The organism is Vibrio sp. 1457 (genome assembly GCF_033340195.1).
In the GTDB taxonomy this organism is placed as follows: Bacteria; Pseudomonadota; Gammaproteobacteria; order Enterobacterales; family Vibrionaceae; genus Vibrio; species Vibrio alginolyticus.
Map to the genome: position 1 here is coordinate 20,264 of NZ_JAWOWA010000024.1, position 22,156 is coordinate 42,419.

A 22,156-nucleotide genomic window follows, 5' to 3' on the forward strand; every position below is an offset into this window, starting at 1 on the left:
GTATATAAAGATTCTGACTTTCTCAGGGATTACTTAGCAAAGTTGATGAGTGGGAAACACTTGAAGAAACCGTTATCCGCACAGTTCAAAAGACCAATTTGCACGCCATCGATTTGATCGGTCATGTTGAAGAAACCAAACTGGAAATTAGACTTCTTAGAGATACTCGCTAAGCCCACATCCGCCATGGTGTAGCCTTCAGAATAGTTCACCGCGCTCCAGTTCAAGCCTTTTACGTTGTTCGTAATGTTAACAGCACCCAAGTTAACACCCGTCGTCTGACCTTGGTTCCAGTTAACTAAGCCTAAAGACGCGCCTTTCATTTCTTGATTTACTTTTGCTGCGCCAAAAAACAGACCGAAGTTCACACCTGTCGTACGATCCGTTTCTGACATACCAAGCAGTGAAAAGTCGACACCTTTAACCTCATTTACCTGTCCATGCAACACAGCTAAACGAACACCACCAACTGAAGAATTAGAAGGTGCGTTTGTGTTATCGATAGTAGAGAACATCACAGGTGTACTGTCGGCAAAAGCAACAGGTGATGCGATAGCGGCTGCAACCGCCAATGACGTCATAAGCTTTTTCATTTTCATCTCCATGATGGGAAGCAACAATTTACAACATAGTGTAGTGTTCAGATTTTGCTCTGTCCCCGTTCAAAAAGTGTTAGCAATAGGTCAGATTTAACCATCTGACTCAAAAGAAAAAATATTTCTCTTCGATTTTTTACTTCTGAAATGGCACTTTTTACGCTCAAAAATCTCATGATAAGCCACACCAGAACGTCATGTTTCTCAGAGGACGCGCATAAAAAAGTCGAGGCATCTGCCTCGACTTTTAAAGGTTTGGTCGGTTATCTTTCCGCTATAAGGGCTTCCTTAGAGCGATGAGATAAGCTGGCTTACATCATGCCGCCCATACCGCCCATGCCACCCATGTCAGGCATCGCTGGCGCGTCTTTTTGCGGTAGGTCAGTAACCATCGCTTCAGTTGTGATCATCAGACCTGCAACCGATGCTGCGAATTGTAGTGCAGAACGAGTAACTTTAGTTGGATCTAGGATACCCATTTCTAGCATGTCGCCGTATTCGCCTGTTGCCGCGTTGTAGCCGTAGCTACCTTCACCCGCTTTCACGTTGTTCGCAACAACTGAGTCTTCCTCACCTGCGTTCTTCGTGATTTGACGGATTGGCGCTTCCATTGCACGTAGTGCAACGCGGATACCAACGTTTTGTTCTTCGTTGTCACCCGTTAGGTGAGCAATCTTAGATGCCGCGCGGATAAGTGCAACACCACCACCAGCAACAACACCTTCTTCAACCGCTGCGCGAGTTGCGGCTAGCGCATCTTCTACACGGTCTTTCTTCTCTTTCATTTCAACTTCAGTCGCTGCACCGACTTTGATTACTGCAACACCGCCAGCCAGTTTAGCTACGCGCTCTTGTAGTTTCTCTTTGTCGTAGTCTGAAGTTGCGTCTTCGATTTGTTGACGAATCTGAGCAACACGGCCTGAGATCATCTCTTCTTCACCGATACCATCGATGATAGTCGTGTTTTCCTTCGTGATAGAAACACGCTTCGCTTGACCTAGATCTTCTAGTGCAACTTTTTCTAGCTCTAGACCGATCTCTTCAGAAATCACAGTACCGCCAGTTAGGATAGCGATGTCTTGTAGCATTGCTTTACGGCGGTCACCGAAGCCAGGTGCTTTCACAGCTGCAACTTTTACGATGCCACGCATGTTGTTCACAACCAATGTTGCTAGCGCTTCGCCTTCTACATCTTCTGCAATGATAAGCAGTGGACGAGATGCTTTCGCGACAGCTTCTAGCGTTGGAAGAAGCTCACGAATGTTTGAGATCTTCTTGTCTACTAGAAGAATGAATGGGTTTTCTAGATCAACACTGCCTGATTCTTGGTTGTTGATGAAGTAAGGAGACAGGTAACCGCGGTCGAACTGCATACCTTCTACTACGTCTAACTCGTCTTGTAGCGCCTGACCTTCTTCAACCGTGATAACGCCATCACGACCCACACGCTCCATTGCTTCTGCAATGATATTACCTACGCTTGCGTCTGAGTTTGCAGAGATAGTACCAACCTGCGCGATCGCTTTTGTGTCGTTACATTCAACAGAAAGCTCTTTTAGTTGCTCAACTGCCGCGGCAACAGCTTTGTCGATACCACGCTTAAGATCCATTGGGTTCATGCCCGCTGCGACTGCTTTTAGACCTTCGTTAACGATAGATTGCGCTAGTACCGTTGCTGTTGTTGTACCGTCACCCGCTGCGTCGTTTGCTTTAGACGCAACTTCTTTAACCATTTGTGCGCCCATGTTCTGGAATTTATCTTCCAGCTCGATTTCACGCGCTACTGATACACCATCTTTAGTGATAGTTGGTGCACCAAAAGATTTGTCTAGAACGACATTACGTCCTTTAGGACCCAGTGTTACTTTTACTGCGTCAGCCAGAACGTTTACACCTTCCAGCATTTTAACTCGTGCGTCATTACCAAATTTAACGTCTTTAGCAGCCATCTTTGATTTCCTTTCTAAAATTCTTTGTGTGTAATTTCGTAATTGAATCTGAGCAAAAAATCACTCAATGATTGCTATTATTCAACGATCGCCATGATGTCGTTTTCAGACATGACAAGCACTTCTTTACCGTCGATTTTTTCAGTTTTTGTACCGTAACCTTCAGCGAAGATAACGGTATCACCGACTTTAACGTCTAGTGGCAGTACGGTGCCGTTTTCTAGGATGCGGCCTTTACCCACAGCTAGAACAACACCGCGAGTCGATTTTTCTGCAGCAGAACCAGTCAGAACGATGCCACCAGCAGACTTAGATTCAACTTCTTTACGTTCAACGATAACTCGGTCATGTAATGGACGAATGTTCATCGGTCGTCTCTCCTGAAAATTTCCATGTTTATTTGATAATTGTCCTTAGGGACTGTAGCCCCAGACACGTGATCCCTATATAAGGGGTCGAAGCAGCGATCCCAAGGGGGTGGCACAAAATTTTTGTGACTTAGTTAAAATAACGAACAACTAGGCAACGGTTTGCGTTAGAAATGCTCACTCGCTCGGCATCTCGCTTTCTTGTATCCTTGCAGTTTGCTCACCAGATAGTTGTCACACATGCAGGAAAATAACAAGCTGGAACCCCAAGCGACCGATAAGCATGGTTTGTTGACCGCACCCATTCCTGAAACGCTGCGGAAAATGACCGTACCCATGACCATGGGCATGATCGCAATTTTGATGTTTAACTTGGTGGACACGTTTTTTATCTCGTTGCTTGGCACTCAAGCGCTAGCAGCTATCAGCTATACCTTCCCTGTCACCTTTGCGGTTAACTGCATTACGATGGGGATTGGCATGGGACTATCGACCAATATTGGTCGCTTGCTTGGGCAAGGTCATGCACCACAAGCTGCTCGGTTCACCACCCACGGTTTGTTATTAGCCGTGTTACTTGTGGCTATCGCGTCTTCTATTGGCTTTACCACCATTGCGCCATTGTTTCGTTTTCTTGGTGCGTCTGATGATCTCATCCCTCTTATTGAGCAATATATGCAGGTCTGGTATCTCACCATTCCTCTGCTAGTGATCCCAATGGCGGGCAACAGTGCTATCCGAGCTACTGGCGACACAAAAACACCAGCAAAAGTCATGATGTTGGCTGGTTTGATTAATGGCATGCTCGATCCATTGTTGATTTTCGGTTATGGCCCTTTTCCGGAACTTGGCATTCAAGGCGCAGCCATAGCAAGTGCCTTTAGCTGGTTAGGTGCTTTGTGTGGCTCATTCTATGTGCTAATTAAACGGGAAAAATTGCTTGCTCAACCCCAATGGGCTTTGCTGAAACAAGACTGGCAACAGACACTAAAAATTGGTACCCCTGCAGCGCTATCAAACGCGATGAATCCGTTGTCCGGTGCCATTCTGATGATGCTGTTATCCAACCACGGTACGGCGGCGGTTGCTGCTTACGGCGCAGCGCAGCGTATTGAGTCTATATTGATTTTAGTATTGATGTCGCTGACCTCTGCCCTCACACCGTTTATGGCACAAAATTTAGGAGCCAAACAACCGCAACGAGCCTTTTCCGGTTTATTTATTAGCATGCGTTTTGCAGTGGTATTCCAAGGGTTTATCTTCTTGATGATGGTGCCACTGAGCATTCCTCTGGCTGCGCTGTTTTCTCAGGAAGATGCGGTGAAAAACCTGCTTTGGCATTATTTACTGGTGGTGCCATTTAGTTATGGCTTCCAAGGCATCGTGATGATGTTAGTCAGTGGTTTGAATGCGATGCACAAGCCATTGCGTGCATTCCAGTGGAGCTTTATGCGGCTGTTCATTTTTACCTTGCCATCGGCGTGGATCGGGAGCCAAATCTACAGCATTGAAGGCTTGTTTATCGGTATCGCGGTTGGGAATACGTTGGGTGGGCTACTGGGCTACTTGTTTGCGCTGCGCGAGCGAAAATTAACGCTCATAGAGCAGAGCAGCGTGTCTTAACACTCGTCTATCGCTAGTTTCTTTTTGTTGATTCTCAAATACAAAAAAACCGCGGAAAGCCGCGGTTTTGTTTATCTATTTCAAGCTTGCTTAGAACAACTCTTCAGCAACTTTGTATAGATCGTTGCGTACTGGACGCTTCATGTTTTCGATTGCGTCGATGATATCGTGGTGAACAAGTTGCTCTTTCACGATACCTACACAACGACCACCATGACCTTCGATCAATAGGTGAACAGCGTAGTTACCCATACGAGATGCTAGTACGCGGTCAAATGCAGTTGGACGACCACCACGTTGGATGTGACCAAGTACTGTTGCACGAGTTTCACGACCTGTCGCGGCTTCGATGTCACGTGCTAGTTCATTAGCATCCATCATTAGCTCAGTAAGCGCGATGATCGCGTGTTTCTTACCTTTAGCGATACCATCTTGGATGTTGCTGATCAGCTTGTCTTTGTCTAGACCAGTTTCCGGAGTGATGATGTATTCACAACCGCCCGCAATTGCAGACATCAGAGTCAAATCACCACAGTGACGGCCCATGATTTCTACAATTGAAATGCGTTGGTGAGATGAAGAAGTATCACGTAGACGGTCGATTGCATCGATAACGGTGTTTAGTGCACTTAGGTAGCCCACAGTGTAATCAGTACCTGCGATATCGTTGTCGATTGTGCCCGGAAGACCGATACATGGGTAACCCATTTCAGTCAGTTTCTTCGCACCCATGTACGAACCATCACCACCGATTACCACTAGTGCATCGATACCATGTTTTTTCAGGTTCTCAATCGCTTTTTCACGAACTTCCACTTGTTTAAACTCAGGGAAACGTGCAGAACCTAGGAACGTACCACCTTTGTTGATCACATCTGAAACGCTAGAACGATCTAGCTTCTCGATGCGGCCTTCGTATAGGCCTAGGTAGCCGTCGTACACACCGAATACTTCCAATCCTTCGGATAGTGCTGTACGTACTACGCCGCGTATCGCAGCGTTCATACCAGGTGCGTCACCGCCACTTGTTAAAACACCGATCTTCTTAATCATGCTCACCCTCGATCTTTGGCAATCAATTATTTAATTTTCTTTTAGGCCCCTTGTTACCAAGCAACCTGCATAATCCAGAACTGTGCGTTATGTTACATTTCCTCTACAGGATTACCAATGAAAACGCACTTTTTTATGTAACTTTTCTACTTATGTAAGAGTATTACAGTTTCTCTATGAAACTTTGTTGATTCATATCAGGATCACGAATCTTAATAAGTATTGATGGAAAGATAGTCAATAAGTACCTGTTTGTCGTCGGGCACTGATGGATTTTTCAAGCCTACCAATCTTGCGCTTTCTGCTCTTTCTCAGGTCCGAAAACGACAGACAATGGATCTTGATGGATCAATACGTCCGCATCAGGAAACAGAGCCAATAAATTATCTTCCACTTTATCAGCGATGTAATGCGCCTCAATTAATCGTAAGTTATCGTCTAGCTCTAAATGCAACTGTATAAAGCGCGTCGGTCCGGACATTCGCGTGCGTAACTGATGCACGCCCAATACCCCTTTTACGCTCAAACAAGCTTGGTTAATTTGCTCAAGTTCTTCATCGGGCAACTTTCTATCAAGTAAGGTTTGAATCGCTTCGCTGACCATTTTGAAAGCGCTATAAAGAATGAAGACACCAATACCAATCGCAAACACAGCATCCGCTTGAGTCACTCCAAAATAACTGAGCCCCAGAGCAACCATGATCGCAGCATTCATATACAAGTCAGTCTGATAATGCAGAGAATCCGCCGCTATTGCTTGGCTCCCCGTCACGCGAACCACATGTTTTTGGAACATCACCAAGCCAAGTGTGACCACAATCGCAAACAGCGATACATACACACCTAACTCCGGTGCGTGTAAAGCATGCGGGCGGAAAAATCGGTCAATCCCGTTAAGAATCAAAAATACTGCCGAGCCCGAAATAAACATTGCTTGGGCTAGGGCCGCTAAGGACTCAGCTTTACCATGTCCAAACGCATGTTCGCGGTCTGCCGGTTGTAAGGCGTAACGAACCACCACAAGATTCACAACCGAAGCCGCGATATCTAACATGGAGTCAATCAATGACGCCAATAAGCTCACTGAGCCGGTTACCCACCACGTGATGACTTTTACTATCAGAAGAAGCGTCGCCACAATGGTTGCAGTCCAAGCGGCGGTCGTAACTAAACGTGCGTATTGCTGTTTCATAATCAAAGAGTTAACTAAAACCATACGTTGAGTATATTGAATGACCATGAAATAACCAGATCAAAAAGAGGCAACCAATGGCTGCCTCTTTATATAACATCAATTCATGACTTAATTATTGCGCGACTTTTCCATGCGCTTGTGCATTCTGTCGCCACACTCTTGCATACGTTCATTTTGTAGCTCAACAAATTTCGCTTTCTGCTCAGATGTTAATACGCTAAGCATTTGGTGCTTTCTTTCTAGCATTTGCACGCGACGTTCCGTTTGGCGCTCAACCATCTCTTTTGCTAATTCGCTAGCTTGAGCTTCATCAAAGTTATCCGCCAGCAAAAGCGATTGTACTTTTGCGTGATGCGCTTGACGCTCAGCCATACGTGCCTCTTTGCCATCAGCGAATTTTGCTTTCATTTCTGCTTTGTTTGCTTCACGCATTTCTTTTAGCTGATCTTTTTGTGCATCAGTCAGGTCTAGTTGACGCATGACACCTCGGTCCATACCCATGCCGCATTCGTCACGAGGACCTTTATGATGGTTTTTACCACCGTAAGCGAATGCGCTTGCGGCGCCAAGAGTAAGAGGTAGAACAACAGCAGCTAACACAAGTTTTTTTGCAGACTTCATAATACGATTCCTTACACAGGTGAGTGGTTCTTCTGAGCTGTTCTCACAGCGCTTGAGTATAGAATACGACCCGCTAGGTAAAGCGACGTATAGGGAGCGTAAAGAATCGTAAAGAGTGATTTTTCTCCTCTTCGTTGCGCATCATTCCAATGTAATATTAGGCTATCGGTAACTTACTATAGGTGCCCCCATGGCAAACATTCTTTTAATCGATGACGATATCGAGCTAACCAGCTTATTAAAAGAAGTACTCAGTTTCGAAGGGTTTGACGTCAGCGAAGCAAATGACGGTGAAGCCGGCTTAGCCGCGATCAATGATAAGATTGATTTGATTTTGTTGGATGTCATGATGCCAAAACTCAATGGCATGGAAACGCTGAAACGCTTACGTGAAAATTGGGAAACTCCCGTCTTGATGCTGACCGCTAAAGGGGAAGAAATTGATCGCGTGATCGGCTTGGAACTGGGCGCGGATGATTATTTACCAAAACCTTTTAGTGACCGAGAGCTGTTGGCGCGTATCCGTGCGATTTTACGCCGCACTAGCAGCACACAAAAAAATACCAAAAACAGCGATTGCATTGAGTATCAAGAAATCCGCCTCTATCCCGGTAAGCAAGAAGCGTATTGTGAGCAACAGCTACTCGACCTCACAGCAACCGAGTTTGCGCTACTCACCCACTTCGTACAAAACCCAGGACAAGTGCTGACCAAAGAGACACTGAGCTTAGATGTGCTTGGTAAACGACTCGCTGCTTTTGATCGCGCCATCGATATGCATGTCTCGAACTTACGTAAAAAATTACCAGATCAAAGCAATGGCAAGCCGCGAATTAAAACCCTGCGTGGTCGTGGCTACATGCTGCTTGAGGAGGATTAATGCACCTATCACGCATCAAACTGCCAAACATCAATAGCCTGTATGGACGCATCTTTGCCATTTTTTGGTTCACCATGTTATTAGTATTGATAGCCGTGCTATCACTGCCACATTTGGACCCACGCAAAGCTCGCGATATTCCAGAAGAACACTACAAACGTATGGTAGAAACGCGTGACTCAATCCAACAAAAATACAGCCAGCAAACTGATTTAGGCCGCATACTTTTTCGTATCGAGGGCAACCGCCACGGCAAGCACGACCCTCGCCCGAGGGTGTTTTTTTCTGACTACAGCGGTAATGTTCTTACGACAGAAAAACGCAGCAATTTTCAATTGCGTGCCATGCAAAACTTTGTCACCAGTATCGAAGATTACAATAATCCAAAGCAGAAGCTGTATGGTCGATACATGATTGCGGGCCCAATTCCTATCACTTTGGCAGGTTCCGATATCTTGATGTACGTGGGCTTCAAGTGGAATGAGCCACCACCTCTACTCCTGCGTCTGTTTGATCACCCATTCCAGCTCTTGCTTGCGGTCATGCTGGTTAGTACACCATTGCTGTTATGGCTTGCTTGGGCTTTGAGTCAGCCTGCACGTCGTCTTGAAGCCGCTGCTCAACGTGTGGCGAAAGGTGAATTTGTCACAGACCCAAATTTAGAAAAAGGTACGGCGGAATTTCGTCAAGCAGGCAGCAGCTTCAACCAGATGGTCGAAGCGGTTAATCAAATGATTTCAGGACAACAACGTTTGCTATCCGATATCTCTCACGAGCTGCGCTCACCTTTAACTCGTCTGCGCATGGCAAGCGCATTAGCGACGCGTAAACAAGGCGAAAGCCCAGAACTGACTCGTATCGATACCGAAGCGCAGCGCTTGGAACAGATGATCAGCGAACTATTAGAGCTTTCTCGCATGCAGGCGAACAGTCATATGACTCGCGAAACACAGCCACTAGAAAGTTTATGGGAAGAAATCATTAAAGATGCGCAGTTTGAAGCAGAGCAAATGGGCAAACAGCTACACTATTCAGAATTACCTAAGCGCAATATTTCCGGTAACCCTAAACTGCTGATGAGTGCGGTGGAAAATATCGTTCGTAACGCCATTTACTACGGAAAAGACGAGGTACAAATCGACATCAAAGCCGATGACGATACGCTTCGTATCACGGTTGACGATAATGGAGAAGGTGTACCAGAAGAGGAACTGGCCGCGATTTTTCGCCCGTTCTATCGCGTTTCCACGGCACGCGATCGCCACTCTGGCGGCACAGGTCTCGGCCTAACCATTACCGAAAGTGCCATTCGCCAGCACAGTGGCACGATCGCAGCCAGCCGAAGTCCGTTAGGCGGATTGCGTATGAGTATCACCTTACCGATCAATTGTTAGTCTCAATTTGATGAACTAACAATAATTCGCACCATATTTCTAGAGTGAGTGATTCACAGCCCCACCCTCACTTTAGAAATTGGTGAGGCTTCTTAGAATACCCTTACAAAGATCAAAGTTGATAATAATTATCGTTAGCATTAAAGTGAATTTTCCAATTAAGGAGGATTTACTATGTCACATACATTTCCCGCTCTGCCTTACCCGTACGATTCACTAGAACCGTACATCGACGCGAAAACCATGGAAGTGCATTACAGCAAACACCACAAGACGTACTTTGATAAGTTTGTAAATGCCGTTGAAGGGAGCGAGCTCGAAACTCAGTCATTAGACGAGATCTTTGACAATATCTCTAAGCTCAGTCCAGCAGTACGTAATAATGGTGGCGGCTATTACAACCACATCATTTATTGGAATTGCATGTCACCAAACGGTGGCGGAGAGCCTCAAGGCGCGCTTGCTCAAGCAATTAACGATAAATTTGGTAGCTTTGCGCAATTTAAAGAGGCGTTTGCCCAAGCTGCCATCAATACCTTTGGGTCTGGCTTTGCATGGCTGATCGTAAAAGATGGTGAGATTCACATTACGTCCACCAGTAATCAAGACAACCCTCTGATGGATGTAGTGGATGTGCGCGGTGAACCAATCCTCGCATTAGACGTGTGGGAGCACGCGTATTACATCAGCTACCAAAACCGTCGCCCAGAATATATTGATGCGTGGTGGAACGTCGTCAACTGGCGAGCAGTTGAAGAAAACTATGCTCACGCTCTCTTATAAAGAGCATCGCTACTTACGGTATTAACATCCGCGCTAATGCCTGCTTTCATACCCAGGTCAATCTTGCTGAATCTCGCATATTTCGGTGACTTGGGTATATACTGCCCCTCTCTTTGACCAACTCTATTTCAATACCATGTTTGATATCGCTTTATACGAACCAGAAATCGCGCCGAACACCGGCAACATCATTCGACTATGCGCCAACTGCGGTGCAAACCTTCACTTAATTGAACCTCTGGGTTTCGATCTTGAAGAGAAAAAAGTCCGCCGCGCTGGTTTGGATTACCATGATTTAGCTCGCGTAACGCGTCATAAAAACTATCAAGCGTTCTTAGAATATTTAGAGAAAGAGAAGCAAGGTAACTACCGATTGTTTGCCTGCACCACCAAAACCACAGGTCACCACGTTGATGCACAATACCAAACGGGTGATGTTTTGATGTTTGGTCCAGAAACTCGTGGTTTGCCTGCTGAAATCATCGATAGCTTGCCAATGGAGCAGCGTATTCGCATTCCAATGATGCCAGATGCGCGCAGCCTAAACCTTTCGAATGCCGTTGCGATCATTGCTTTTGAAGCATGGCGTCAAATGGGCTTTGAAGGCGCATTGTAAGCAGCACGAATTCCAAATACAGAAAAGGGCGATTGGTGCGCCCTTTTATTTTCTTTACTGTCTAACTCAATCAGTTGAGCTTGTTGCGATCATCATCGTCTTTACGCTCGTATTCCCCTTCGAAGGTATTGCCATTATCTGACTGGGAATCAAATGGGTCACGACGGAACGGGTCTTGCTCAAATGGCCCCTGGTTAGAGAAACCACCTTGGAAGCCACCGCCATGCATGGTTTTCACCACCATTTTGCTCATCAAGTATTTAGCTATCGCGGCGCGTGGCGCAGGAAGCAACACCAACATACCAAGGGCATCGGTCATAAAGCCCGGGGTTAACAGTAGCACGCCAGCCACCGCGAGCATTACGCCTTCAAAAATTTGCTGGGCTGGAATTTCACCTTGTTCAAGACGCCCCTGTACTGACATCAGTGTTTGTATACCTTGGCTACGAACCAACGATGCACCAACAAATGCCGTGATTAAGACTAGTGCAATGGTCGGCCATAAACCTAAAAAGCCGCCCACCTGAATAAATAAGCCGATTTCAATGATCGGAACAAAAATAAACGCTAATAATAAGATAGGAAACACACGCCCTCCTTTGTTTAATTCAGTGTAATGGTAAAAGCAGACTAAGCTCAAACGAATCGTTGTAAAAAAGCGTGTTCATACTGGTCTCCTTCTCTTTTAGACAAAGTAGCGGGAGCGCGTTTCATTCAATTGCATACCGATTTTTTCGTGCTTTTAAAGTGCTAATTTCGAACTCTAAAAACTCATGTTTGTCGAGGAAAATCGAGTACCCATAAAGGGTTATTAATAACCCGTTCATACTTTGCAAATTATTGACTCATGAAAAACGAAAAAGGTGATCTAGTTACTATTTTTATGCGCTAGGTGCAGTATCATGTGCCACATAAGTCAGGACGGATTTTCCAGCCAAAAATTCTGATGAATGGATTCTAGATTGCAGAAATGGCTAATAAATAACTTTATTATCAGAATTATCATCTAAGGATCCTGCTATGGCTACCCTATCTGATGCTCCAAAAACAGCAAACCCAGCCACTCGTATTGAAGAAGATCTATTAGGTCAACGTCATGTCCCTGCAGATGCGTACTACGGTATTCATACGCTACGTGCGATCGAGAACTTCAACATCTCTAATATGACCATCTCTGACGTACCAGAATTTGTACGCGGCATGGTAATGACCAAAAAAGCAGCAGCGTTAGCAAACAAAGAACTTGGCGCTATTCCAAAAGACGTTGCAAACTACATCATCGAAGCGTGTGATTTGATCCTAGAAACTGGCAAGTGTATGGATCAGTTCCCATCAGACGTATTCCAAGGCGGTGCAGGCACTTCAGTTAACATGAACACGAACGAAGTGATCGCAAACGTTGCGCTTGAGTTGATGGGTAAAGAGAAAGGCCAATACGAATTTGTTAACCCAAATGACCATGTAAACAAGAGCCAATCAACCAACTGTGCGTACCCAACAGGTTTCCGTATTGCGGTATACAACAGCGTACACAAGCTAATGGAAGCAATTGAGTACCTAAAAGGCGCATTCGAACTTAAAGCCGTTGAGTTTAAAGATGTACTGAAAATGGGCCGTACTCAGCTTCAAGACGCAGTACCAATGACAGTCGGTCAAGAGTTCCATGCGTGGGCGGTAACACTAAACGAAGAGATTCGTGCTCTAGATTACACATCTAAACTCCTCCTAGAAATCAACCTAGGCGCAACCGCAATCGGTACTGGTCTAAATACACCAACTGGCTACCAAGCGCTTGCAGTAAAACACCTAGCGGAAGTAACAGGCCTTGACGTTGTTGCAGCAGAAGACCTTATCGAAGCAACGTCTGACTGTGGTGCATACGTAATGACTCACGGCGCGCTAAAACGCCTAGCAGTGAAACTATCGAAGATCTGTAACGACCTTCGTCTACTTTCTTCTGGTCCTCGTGCGGGTCTAAATGAATTGAACCTACCTGAAATGCAAGCAGGCTCTTCAATCATGCCAGCTAAAGTAAACCCAGTTATCCCAGAAGTAGTAAACCAAGTTTGCTTCAAAGTTCTCGGTAACGACAACACGGTTTCTTTCGCAGCAGAAGGCGGTCAGCTACAGCTAAACGTTATGGAACCTGTGATCGCACAAAGTGTGTTTGAGTCTATCTCTCTACTACACAACGCGTGTGTGAACCTACGTGATAAATGTATCGACGGCATCACTGTGAACAAAGAAGTTTGCGAAAACTACGTTTACAACTCTATCGGTATCGTCACTTACCTAAACCCATACATCGGCCACCACGAAGGTGACATCGTAGGTAAGATTTGTGCAGAAACTGGTAAGAGTGTTCGTGAAGTCGTGCTAGAGCGCGGTCTGCTTACAGCAGAGGAGCTTGATGAAATCTTGTCAGTAGAAAACTTCATGCATCCTACTTACAAAGCAAAACGTTACGAGTAATAACGAATCCGAAGGGGGCCACTCAGGCCCCTTTTTTAGGCTCTCATACGGTTAACCACATTTTTTATATGCTTTTATTGCCGCTAAACCACTAGGTTCTCATTCTCTGAGCATTTACTCCTGTTCCTGAGTGTTCAAAAAATCAGAATCAAATAAAAAACTAAAGAGGTATCAATATGGTCATGGTCGAACTCTTCGTGGTTCTGCTCTTCATCTATTTGGGGGCAAGAATCGGTGGTATCGGCATTGGTTTTGCCGGTGGTGCTGGGGTCATTGCGTTGTCTTTGATCTTGGGCGTACCAACAAGCCAAGCTTACATTCCCGTTGACGTAATTTTGATCATCATGTCTGTAATCACCGCTATCGCAGCAATGCAGGTAGCGGGTGGTTTAGACTGGATGGTGCAAGTTGCTGAAAACTTTTTGCGCAAGCATCCTGAGCGCATCACCTTTTATGCGCCTATCGTAACTTACCTAATGACATTAATGGCGGGTACTGGCCACACGGCATTCTCTACTTTGCCAGTGATTGCAGAAGTAGCGAAAGGCCAAGGCGTGCGCCCTTCTCGTCCACTGTCTATCGCGGTCGTAGCATCGCAAATCGCTATCACCGCATCACCAATCTCAGCGGCTGTTGTAGCGTTCGCGGCAATGCTGCACCCATTTGGCGTTGACTACCTAACACTACTAGCAATCTGTATCCCAACGACGTTCATCGCGTGCATGATCGGTGCGTTCGTGGCGAACTTCATGGGCTGTGAGCTAAAAGACGATGCTGAATACCAAGAGCGTCTAGAAAAAGGCTTAATCAAGCTAAATACAGAAGCAAAACGCGAAATCCTACCAACAGCGAAGAAAGCAACATTCATCTTCCTAGGCGCAATCGCATTTGTCGTGTGTTACGCAGCAGCAATTTCTGGCTCTGTTGGCCTTATCGAGAACCCTGCTCTAGGTCGTAACGAAGCTATCATGACGGTAATGCTAGCAGCTGCGGCAGCTATCGTAATGAGCTGTAAAATCGATGCTGGCAAAATCCCAGCAGCAGCAACATTCCGCTCTGGTATGACAGCGTGTGTGTGTGTTCTTGGTGTGGCATGGCTAGGTTCTACGTTCGTTAACGCGCACGTTGACGGCATCAAAGAAGTGGCTGGTGCGCTACTAGCAGACTACCCATGGATGCTAGCACTCGTTCTATTCTTCGCTTCAATGCTGCTTTACTCACAAGGTGCAACCACTGTTGCGCTGATGCCAGCAGCACTAGCAATCGGTGTCGCACCACTTACCGCAGTTGCATCTTTCGCAGCAGTAAGTGCGCTATTCGTGCTGCCAACTTACCCAACGCTTCTAGCAGCGGTTGAGATGGACGACACGGGTTCAACTCGTATCGGTAAGTACGTATTCAACCACCCATTCTTTGTACCTGGTGTGGTAACCATCGCTTCTGCGGTAGCACTTGGCTTCGCATTCGGTGGTCTACTGATCTAGTAGAAACAGAGTCTTACTCGGGGAGCTTCGGCTCCCTTTTTTATTGCCTGTTGTCTTGATTTATGCTCAATAAATCTTCATTTTCATGAAACTTATTGACTCGCCTCCGGGTCTGATTGAGTTACACTAACGGCAATTATCTAAGATGAATTGACTCTTTTATGCGCGCATTACTTTCCGTTTTACTCTTAGGGCTCATTACCTTTTCCACTCCGTCTTTAGCTTTATTTGGCAAAGACCAGTTTAACAATAGCCAGAACAACAGTTTTGGTAGCAGCAGCGACAGCTTTGTTCCGGTTGATCAGGCGTTTCCATTTAACTTCTACCAGCAAGATGACAAATTGATGCTCGATTGGCAGGTACGTGACGGGTACTACCTATATCAAGAGCGCTTGTCTGTAGCTGGTGAGAAAGTATCGCTAGGCGAACTGCAAATGGAAGACGGCACACCGCATAAAGATGAATTCTTTGGTGACGTGCATATCTATACTCAACCTCTCTTCGTTAATGTACCAATGCATGATTGGCAAGACGGTGCGCGCGTGGTGGTGCAATACCAAGGTTGTGCGAAAGCAGGCTTCTGTTACCCGCCAGAAACTCGCGTGATTCCTATCAGCGCGTTTACTTCGTCGAACTCAGATTCAACAACGGCGACAACTGCATCAAAAGCAGAACAGGCACCAACAGCAACGCCACCAGCGGCGCAATCATCTACGTCTGGTGACACATCATCGGCGCCAGTAACACAGCAAGATAGCCTTGCAGCCAACCTTGCTGATAACTGGTGGACACCACTTCTGTTCTTAGCGCTTGGTGTGGGCTTGGCGTTTACACCTTGTGTGCTGCCGATGTACCCAATTCTGACCAGCATAGTGCTTGGCAGTGGCAAACTAAGCCAACGCCGTGCGCTAGGCTTGTCATTCGTCTACGTGCAAGGCATGGCGCTGACTTACACCCTACTCGGCCTTGTGGTGGCATCTGCAGGTATGCAGTTCCAAGCGGCAATGCAACACCCTTATGTGCTGATTGGCTTGAGCGTACTGTTCATCGCACTCGCTTTGTCTATGTTTGGTCTGTACTCATTACAGCTACCAAGCAGCGTTCAAACATGGTTGAATAACTTAAGTAATAAGCAACAGGGTGGCAGCAGTGCAGGCGTATTCGCCATGGGGGCGATTTCTGGACTGGTTTGTTCTCCTTGTACCACGGCACCTCTGTCTGGTGCGCTACTTTACGTGGCACAAAGCGGCGATTTGCTGACGGGTGGTATCGCGTTATACGCGCTGGCGATGGGCATGGGTATTCCGCTTATTCTTGTTGCAGTCTTCGGCAACAAACTGCTACCAAAAGCAGGTGGTTGGATGGACCGTGTGAAAACACTCTTCGGCTTTATTCTGCTTGCCGCACCTATCTTCTTACTAGAACGCATCATGCCAGAAATGTGGTCAACGATTCTGTGGTCAGCACTGGGTATTGCTGCTTTTGGTTGGCTATACCACATCAAAAACAGTCTAGAGTTTGGTGGCTGGAAACAAAGTGCCGTGGGCATAATCGCCGTCTTAGGTTTGCTAGCCTCAGCACAACCTATCTTAAATTACTGGTTTGGCAACAACACAACACAAACTCAGCAAGCCACTGTTAGCTTTACTCGCATTGCTAACGTGGCGGAGCTTGAAGAACAACTGGCACTTGCGAAAGCGGCAGGTAAACCCGTCATGCTCGATTTCTACGCCGATTGGTGTGTAGCATGTAAAGAGTTTGAAAAGTACACCTTCCATGACCCAAGCGTCGAAGCAAAACTGCAAGACTTCGTTCTTCTGCAAGCGGACGTGACCAAAAACCAAGTGCAAGACATCGAACTACTGAAGCACATGAATGTACTTGGTTTACCAACAATTGAGTTTTGGGATGCCAGTGGCGAACACGTTTCAAACGCTCGTTTGACGGGCTTTATGCAAGCCGAGCCTTTCTTAGAGCATATCAAGCAGTTCTGATAACCAGATATTCAAACGCCAGTGATGTCCACTGGCGTTTTTTATTGCTCAGATTTGAATAAGAACATTGCGTTTATATGCAATTTTCCTAATAAAAGTCGATTTGGTTCAGACTTTTAGCGAATAAATATTGTCCACTCTCTCAAAGCTGGACAATAATAAATTTAACGAAATAGTCAAAAGTGTTTAACGTCATGGATTCGACCTACACCATCATTATTGCAGATGATCACCCACTCTTCCGGAATGCCTTGTTTCAATCTATCCACATGGCTATTAGTGGTGCAAATTTGCTGGAAGCGGACTCACTCGACGCACTTCTGGCTTTGTTAGAACGAGAGGAAGAGCCAGATTTAGTGCTATTGGACCTCAAAATGCCAGGAGCAAATGGTATGTCTGGCTTGATTCATTTGCGAGCAGAGCATCCAGATTTACCTATCGTCGTCGTTTCAGCGAGTGAAGAGCCGGCGATCGTGACGCAGGTGAAAAGCCATGGTGCATTTGGTTTTATTCCCAAGTCCAGCGACATGCGCGAATTAGTGAACGCGCTCAATCAAGTGCTGAATGGCGACCCATACTTCCCTGAAGGGTTGATCACCAATAACGCGGCATGTAATGACTTAGCGGAAAAGATTGCTGCGCTAACACCGCAGCAATATAAAGTGTTGGGAATGTTGTCCGATGGCTTGCTGAACAAGCAAATCGCTTACGAATTGAATGTTTCAGAAGCCACCATAAAAGCGCACATGACAGCGATTTTCCGTAAGCTCGGTGTAAAGAACCGCACGCAAGCCGTGATTATGCTGACGGAAATGAGCGACTAGATTGACGTCTTATCGTCAGACTTACTTTTTTCGTTTGGCAATCGGATACCGACTTTAGTGACCTGCTGATCAACAACATCAGCGACGATCCAATGCAAACCTTGCCACTCGAAATGGTCTCCCAATACTGGCGTGCTACCTAATTGCTCTTCGACAAGGTTTCTCAAACTTTTATCCAGCGGTTCATCCCCCAGATTCAAACCATACATCACGGCAATATCGGCAAGCTTCACTTCAATATCGAGGAAGAAGTCACCGAAGAATCGCGCTAGCGACGCTTTCTCTGGGGCTTCACTAAACAGTAAGCTCAGTGCATCTAAATCCTTTTCTTGTGCTAATACACACAAGGTATCATCTTCCTCAAGACGCGTACTGCCGGATGGGTGCAATAGCTCTTTACTGCGAAATACAGCGGCGATACGCGTTCCTTCCGGCATCGAAAGACTACGTAATGGCTCACCAATGCACCATTTATCTGCTTTAAGTCTATAGATAAACAGCTCCCACTCACTGGTCGGGTAAATCTCTACACCCGTACGCGAAATTGGCTCAGGCTTAGAAGGTAGCTCGACCTTTGCAAGAGACATCGCCTTAGTCAACGTGCCCCCTTGTACTATCAAAGACACCATTACTACAAAGAATGCCAAATTGAAGTACAGTTGAGCATCTGGCAACCCTGCCATCATCGGAAATACCGCGAGGATGATAGGTACAGCACCACGCAGTCCTACCCAAGAGACAAACCACTTTTCACGTGGCGTGAAACTCTTGAATGGCAGTAAACCAATCCAAACTGAGATTGGTCGGGCAAACAAAATCATCCCGAAAGCAAGCGCAAGACCTGGCAACGCAATAGAGAGTAAATTGGATGGTGTAACCAACAAACCAAGCACCAAGAACATACCAATTTGAGCTAGCCACGTCATACCATCTAAAACATGAAGAATAGAGTGGCGGCTGCGTGTTGGACGGTTACCTAATAAAAGACCAACAAGGTAAATCGACAAAATACCACTGCCACCCAAAGTGTTAGATAAAGCAAAAATAAGCAAGCCACCACTGACCGTTAAAATAGAATACAGCCCATCTGGTAATTGATTGCGATTGATAACTTTCCATAAGATCCAGCCACCAGCGAAGCCAAGTAACGCGCCAATACCAAACTGCTTAAGAAAACTGAACGCCAAAAAGCCCGCACTTAAATCTGCGCCAGGGTTCGCTAAAATAGCAATCAGAGTTACGGTCAGAAACACCGCCATAGGGTCATTGGTGCCGGATTCAATTTCCAGCGTTGAACCAACACGTTCGTTCAGGCTACGACCTTTGAGTAGAGAGAAGACCGCGGCAGCATCGGTGGAACCAACAATCGCACCAACCAATATGCCTTGCAATAAATCTAAGTCGAATAACCACGTTGCCATCAGCCCGGTTAAAATGGTGGTGATCGCAACGCCAAATGTCGCCAAAGAGACCGAGGGCCATAACGCAACCCTAAAGCTGGCGACCCGCGTTCTCATCCCACCATCAAGCAAAATGATGGCTAATGCGAGGTTACTAACCAAATAAGCGATCGAAAAGTTATCGAATAAAATGCCGCCTAAGCCGTCTTCCCCCGCTAGCATTCCAACGGCTAAAAATACCAAAAGAATTGGGATTCCCAACTTAGAAGACACTGGGCTTAAAAGAACGCTAAGTGCGATTAACAACGCACCTATTAGAAAAAAACTGTTAATGGTGTCTGCGTCCATTCTCACCCTCCCTTAATGAAAAACGATAATAATTGTGATGAGCAAGGCTACTTCGTTAATGAGGTAATGCCCTAATCTGCCTCCCCTTTACACCGTCTCAAAATGCGAGGTTGTACGAGAATGACTCAGCTATATTACTTTATTGTGCGTTAAAACGGTGATTTGATGCGAAAACTTTATGTAAATAAATTACTTGTGAGCTTTCTTATCTACGCCTTCTCTCTTTAAGAGCCACAAGATCACCACCAATACTTACACAGCATCTCCAAATTCAATGAAGAAAAGATTAATGGCCCGTCTTAATCATGCCTGTTTATCCAATCAACCTTTAGACCTTTGGCTAACTTAACAGTTTATTAACATAACGTTTTACCCCTTTGTTCGCTGCAAAAGCCCATAATATGGGGGTTCTTCATTTTTAACACCCCGACTAAAGTTGAAAAGAGTTATTGCCAACACCTTGCTAATGTACATATTGAAACATTTCATTAACAACAATACCAATCGTAAGGAGACGGCAATGGCATTTGAAAGCGAAGAAAGAGCCAAAGCCTATTGGGACAAAAACGTGAAGCTCATGATCGGCCTAATGGTCATCTGGTTCGTCGTGTCTTTCGGCTGCGGCATTTTATTTGTCGACGTACTAAATCAATTTCAACTAGGCGGTTACAAACTCGGTTTCTGGTTTGCTCAACAAGGCTCCATCTATGCCTTCCTAGGAATTATTTTCTATTACGCATGGAAGATGCGCCAAATTGACCGTGAATTCGGCGTGGACGAATAAGGAGTCACTCAGATGGATTTGAAAACTATTACCTACCTGGTCGTTGGCGCCACGTTCATCCTGTACATCGGGATTGCTATTTGGGCTCGCGCCGGCTCAACCAAAGAGTTTTATGTTGCTGGTGGCGGTGTAAACCCGATTGCAAACGGTATGGCAACCGCAGCCGATTGGATGTCCGCAGCGTCGTTTATCTCAATGGCAGGCTTAATTGCCTTCATGGGCTATGGCGGCTCAGTATTTCTAATGGGTTGGACTGGTGGCTACGTTCTGCTTGCGCTGTTGCTAGCGCCTTACCTACGCAAATTTGGTAAGTTTACGGTGCCAGAGTTTGTTGGTGAACGCTTTTACTCCAACACAGCACGTATCGTAGCGGTTGTTTGTCTTATCATCGCATCAGTGACTTATGTTATCGGTCAGATGAAAGGCGTGGGCGTTGCGTTTGGTCGCTTCTTAGAAGTGGATTACTCCACTGGCCTATTAATTGGTATGTGTATCGTTTTCATGTACGCGGTTCTTGGCGGCATGAAAGGCATCACTTACACGCAGATTGCTCAATATTGCGTACTCATTCTTGCTTACACTATCCCTGCAATCTTTATCTCTCTGCAACTCACTGGTAACCCAATCCCACAAATTGGTCTAGGGAGTACCATGGCTGGTACCGATGTCTATCTACTCGATCGGCTTGACCAAGTGGTGACCGAACTCGGATTCAGTGAATACACGACCCAAGTACGTGGCGACACACTTAATATGTTTGTCTACACCATGTCACTGATGATTGGTACTGCCGGACTACCACACGTAATTATCCGTTTCTTTACCGTGCCGAAGGTTCGCGACGCACGTACATCAGCAGGCTGGGCTCTGATCTTCATCGCAATCCTTTACACTACTGCACCAGCGGTATCAGCGATGGCTCGTCTCAACCTAATGAATACGGTAAATCCAGCTCCGGGTCAGCACCTAGCGTATGACGAGCGTCCTGCGTGGTTCAAAAACTGGGAAACAACTGGACTACTCGGTTTTGACGATAAAAATGGCGATGGCAATATCCAATACACTTCAGATGCGTCCACCAACGAACTGCGCGTTGATAACGACATCATGGTATTGGCTAACCCAGAGATCGCTAAACTACCAAACTGGGTGATTGCACTTGTGGCAGCAGGTGGTCTTGCAGCTGCACTATCTACCGCAGCAGGTTTACTACTCGCCATTTCTTCAGCTATTTCCCATGACTTAATCAAAGGGGTTATCAATCCGAACATATCCGAGAAAAAAGAGCTACTTGCTAGTCGAATATCAATGGCAGTAGCGATAGCAGCCGCAGGCTATCTCGGTTTAAATCCGCCTGGATTTGCCGCAGGTACGGTAGCACTCGCCTTTGGTCTTGCCGCTTCATCCATCTTCCCTGCATTGATGATGGGCATCTTCAGCAAGAGCATCAACAAAGAAGGCGCAATCGCCGGTATGATTGCGGGTATCAGTATTACGCTGTTCTACGTATTCCAACACAAAGGCATCCTTTTCGTTGCTGATTGGAAATATCTAGAAAGCTGGGGAACAAACTGGTTCCTGGGCATTGAGCCAAACGCGTTTGGTGCTATTGGCGCACTATTTAACTTCATCGTCGCATTCGCTGTCTCCAAAGTAACAGCAGAAACGCCACAAGAAGTAAAAGACCTAGTCGAACACGTTCGCGTGCCAGTAGGTGCTGGTAGTGCAGTGGATCACTAAAAACTAATCAAAACCACAAAAGCCCCGTTTGG

At 46.0% G+C, this 22,156-nt stretch carries 19 protein-coding genes; 11 read left to right on the top strand and 8 right to left on the bottom strand.

The window, feature by feature from the left end; all coding sequences use genetic code 11:
• Positions 1 to 29: 29 nt before the first annotated feature.
• The 3 genes from R7Z41_RS19670 to R7Z41_RS19680 all read right to left on the bottom strand — a co-directional run bounded on the left by R7Z41_RS19670 (position 30) and on the right by R7Z41_RS19680 (position 2,913).
• Positions 30 to 593, bottom strand: a complete 564-nt coding sequence (locus R7Z41_RS19670; RefSeq protein WP_005381507.1) for a VC2662 family protein — start codon at positions 591 to 593, stop codon at positions 30 to 32.
• 314 nt (positions 594 to 907) lie between these two features.
• Positions 908 to 2,545 carry a chaperonin GroEL gene (gene groL / locus R7Z41_RS19675; protein ID WP_042523711.1) on the bottom strand — a complete coding sequence of 546 codons (1,638 nt, stop codon included), beginning with the start codon at positions 2,543 to 2,545 and terminating at the stop codon, positions 908 to 910.
• A gap of 77 nt (positions 2,546 to 2,622) precedes the next feature.
• Positions 2,623 to 2,913 carry a co-chaperone GroES gene (locus R7Z41_RS19680; protein WP_005381516.1) on the bottom strand — a complete coding sequence of 97 codons (291 nt, stop codon included), beginning with the start codon at positions 2,911 to 2,913 and terminating at the stop codon, positions 2,623 to 2,625.
• 240 nt (positions 2,914 to 3,153) lie between these two features.
• On the opposite strand from R7Z41_RS19680, the gene R7Z41_RS19685 reads away from it, so the two are divergent.
• Positions 3,154 to 4,536: an MATE family efflux transporter gene (locus R7Z41_RS19685; protein WP_017821828.1), complete on the top strand. Its 1,383-nt coding sequence runs from the start codon at positions 3,154 to 3,156 to the stop codon at positions 4,534 to 4,536.
• 90 nt (positions 4,537 to 4,626) lie between these two features.
• Here R7Z41_RS19685 and pfkA read toward each other — a convergent pair whose 3' ends face one another.
• From pfkA to R7Z41_RS19700, 3 genes are all read right to left on the bottom strand, one after another.
• Positions 4,627 to 5,589 (bottom strand): 6-phosphofructokinase, encoded by a 963-nt coding sequence (gene pfkA, locus R7Z41_RS19690; RefSeq protein WP_005381521.1) that lies wholly within the window; start codon positions 5,587 to 5,589, stop codon positions 4,627 to 4,629.
• A gap of 283 nt (positions 5,590 to 5,872) precedes the next feature.
• Positions 5,873 to 6,781 (bottom strand): CDF family cation-efflux transporter FieF, encoded by a 909-nt coding sequence (gene fieF, locus R7Z41_RS19695; RefSeq protein ID WP_053350704.1) that lies wholly within the window; start codon positions 6,779 to 6,781, stop codon positions 5,873 to 5,875.
• Between the two features lie 111 nt (positions 6,782 to 6,892).
• Positions 6,893 to 7,405 carry a CpxP family protein gene (locus R7Z41_RS19700; protein WP_206971024.1) on the bottom strand — a complete coding sequence of 171 codons (513 nt, stop codon included), beginning with the start codon at positions 7,403 to 7,405 and terminating at the stop codon, positions 6,893 to 6,895.
• Between the two features lie 190 nt (positions 7,406 to 7,595).
• On the opposite strand from R7Z41_RS19700, the gene R7Z41_RS19705 reads away from it, so the two are divergent.
• The 4 genes from R7Z41_RS19705 (at position 7,596) to trmL (ending at position 11,078) form a co-directional block, all read left to right on the top strand.
• A complete protein-coding gene (locus tag R7Z41_RS19705) occupies positions 7,596 to 8,285 on the top strand; it encodes a response regulator (RefSeq protein WP_005382384.1) in 690 nt (229 codons plus the stop codon).
• A complete protein-coding gene (gene cpxA, locus R7Z41_RS19710; protein WP_054579327.1) occupies positions 8,285 to 9,679 on the top strand; it encodes an envelope stress sensor histidine kinase CpxA in 1,395 nt (464 codons plus the stop codon). Before R7Z41_RS19705 ends, cpxA begins: the two co-directional genes overlap by 1 nt.
• 174 nt (positions 9,680 to 9,853) lie before the next feature.
• Complete coding sequence (locus R7Z41_RS19715) at positions 9,854 to 10,462, top strand: superoxide dismutase (RefSeq protein WP_005382382.1); 609 nt, start codon at positions 9,854 to 9,856, stop codon at positions 10,460 to 10,462.
• Between the two features lie 136 nt (positions 10,463 to 10,598).
• A complete protein-coding gene (trmL, locus tag R7Z41_RS19720) occupies positions 10,599 to 11,078 on the top strand; it encodes a tRNA (uridine(34)/cytosine(34)/5-carboxymethylaminomethyluridine(34)-2'-O)-methyltransferase TrmL (RefSeq protein ID WP_025768811.1) in 480 nt (159 codons plus the stop codon).
• Positions 11,079 to 11,148: 70 nt separating this feature from the next.
• Here the strand turns inward: trmL and R7Z41_RS19725 are convergent, their stop codons facing one another.
• Positions 11,149 to 11,667, bottom strand: coding sequence for an FxsA family protein (locus tag R7Z41_RS19725; protein WP_033907286.1), 519 nt, complete (start codon positions 11,665 to 11,667; stop codon positions 11,149 to 11,151).
• Positions 11,668 to 12,098: 431 nt separating this feature from the next.
• On the opposite strand from R7Z41_RS19725, the gene aspA reads away from it, so the two are divergent.
• From aspA to R7Z41_RS19745, 4 genes are all read left to right on the top strand, one after another.
• Positions 12,099 to 13,550 (top strand): aspartate ammonia-lyase, encoded by a 1,452-nt coding sequence (gene aspA, locus R7Z41_RS19730; RefSeq protein ID WP_005382379.1) that lies wholly within the window; start codon positions 12,099 to 12,101, stop codon positions 13,548 to 13,550.
• Positions 13,551 to 13,726: 176 nt separating this feature from the next.
• A complete protein-coding gene (locus tag R7Z41_RS19735; protein ID WP_005382378.1) occupies positions 13,727 to 15,034 on the top strand; it encodes an anaerobic C4-dicarboxylate transporter in 1,308 nt (435 codons plus the stop codon).
• A gap of 161 nt (positions 15,035 to 15,195) precedes the next feature.
• Positions 15,196 to 17,028 carry a protein-disulfide reductase DsbD gene (locus R7Z41_RS19740; RefSeq protein WP_138940505.1) on the top strand — a complete coding sequence of 611 codons (1,833 nt, stop codon included), beginning with the start codon at positions 15,196 to 15,198 and terminating at the stop codon, positions 17,026 to 17,028.
• A 194-nt stretch (positions 17,029 to 17,222) separates the two neighbouring features.
• Positions 17,223 to 17,852, top strand: coding sequence for a response regulator (locus R7Z41_RS19745; protein ID WP_005382375.1), 630 nt, complete (start codon positions 17,223 to 17,225; stop codon positions 17,850 to 17,852).
• Here the strand turns inward: R7Z41_RS19745 and R7Z41_RS19750 are convergent.
• On the bottom strand, positions 17,849 to 19,600 hold the full coding sequence (locus R7Z41_RS19750) for a potassium/proton antiporter (protein ID WP_005382374.1): 1,752 nt from the start codon (positions 19,598 to 19,600) through the stop codon (positions 17,849 to 17,851). The genes R7Z41_RS19745 and R7Z41_RS19750 overlap by 4 nt on opposite strands.
• 520 nt (positions 19,601 to 20,120) lie before the next feature.
• Here R7Z41_RS19750 and R7Z41_RS19755 point away from each other — a divergent pair.
• Together R7Z41_RS19755 and R7Z41_RS19760 are read left to right on the top strand one after the other, a co-directional pair.
• Positions 20,121 to 20,384: a DUF4212 domain-containing protein gene (locus R7Z41_RS19755; RefSeq protein WP_005382373.1), complete on the top strand. Its 264-nt coding sequence runs from the start codon at positions 20,121 to 20,123 to the stop codon at positions 20,382 to 20,384.
• A gap of 12 nt (positions 20,385 to 20,396) precedes the next feature.
• Positions 20,397 to 22,124 carry a sodium:solute symporter family protein gene (locus R7Z41_RS19760; RefSeq protein ID WP_005382372.1) on the top strand — a complete coding sequence of 576 codons (1,728 nt, stop codon included), beginning with the start codon at positions 20,397 to 20,399 and terminating at the stop codon, positions 22,122 to 22,124.
• Positions 22,125 to 22,156: the final 32 nt, after the last annotated feature.

Coding starts and splice junctions, on each gene's coding strand:
- R7Z41_RS19670 (WP_005381507.1), bottom strand. CDS start 593: ATGAAAAAGCTTATGACGTCATTGGCGGTTGCAGCCGCTATCGCATCA.
- groL (WP_042523711.1), bottom strand. CDS start 2,545: ATGGCTGCTAAAGACGTTAAATTTGGTAATGACGCACGAGTTAAAATG.
- R7Z41_RS19680 (WP_005381516.1), bottom strand. CDS start 2,913: ATGAACATTCGTCCATTACATGACCGAGTTATCGTTGAACGTAAAGAA.
- R7Z41_RS19685 (WP_017821828.1), top strand. CDS start 3,154: ATGCAGGAAAATAACAAGCTGGAACCCCAAGCGACCGATAAGCATGGT.
- pfkA (WP_005381521.1), bottom strand. CDS start 5,589: ATGATTAAGAAGATCGGTGTTTTAACAAGTGGCGGTGACGCACCTGGT.
- fieF (WP_053350704.1), bottom strand. CDS start 6,781: ATGAAACAGCAATACGCACGTTTAGTTACGACCGCCGCTTGGACTGCA.
- R7Z41_RS19700 (WP_206971024.1), bottom strand. CDS start 7,405: ATGAAGTCTGCAAAAAAACTTGTGTTAGCTGCTGTTGTTCTACCTCTT.
- R7Z41_RS19705 (WP_005382384.1), top strand. CDS start 7,596: ATGGCAAACATTCTTTTAATCGATGACGATATCGAGCTAACCAGCTTA.
- cpxA (WP_054579327.1), top strand. CDS start 8,285: ATGCACCTATCACGCATCAAACTGCCAAACATCAATAGCCTGTATGGA.
- R7Z41_RS19715 (WP_005382382.1), top strand. CDS start 9,854: ATGTCACATACATTTCCCGCTCTGCCTTACCCGTACGATTCACTAGAA.
- trmL (WP_025768811.1), top strand. CDS start 10,599: ATGTTTGATATCGCTTTATACGAACCAGAAATCGCGCCGAACACCGGC.
- aspA (WP_005382379.1), top strand. CDS start 12,099: ATGGCTACCCTATCTGATGCTCCAAAAACAGCAAACCCAGCCACTCGT.
- R7Z41_RS19735 (WP_005382378.1), top strand. CDS start 13,727: ATGGTCATGGTCGAACTCTTCGTGGTTCTGCTCTTCATCTATTTGGGG.
- R7Z41_RS19740 (WP_138940505.1), top strand. CDS start 15,196: ATGCGCGCATTACTTTCCGTTTTACTCTTAGGGCTCATTACCTTTTCC.
- R7Z41_RS19745 (WP_005382375.1), top strand. CDS start 17,223: ATGGATTCGACCTACACCATCATTATTGCAGATGATCACCCACTCTTC.
- R7Z41_RS19750 (WP_005382374.1), bottom strand. CDS start 19,600: ATGGACGCAGACACCATTAACAGTTTTTTTCTAATAGGTGCGTTGTTA.
- R7Z41_RS19755 (WP_005382373.1), top strand. CDS start 20,121: ATGGCATTTGAAAGCGAAGAAAGAGCCAAAGCCTATTGGGACAAAAAC.
- R7Z41_RS19760 (WP_005382372.1), top strand. CDS start 20,397: ATGGATTTGAAAACTATTACCTACCTGGTCGTTGGCGCCACGTTCATC.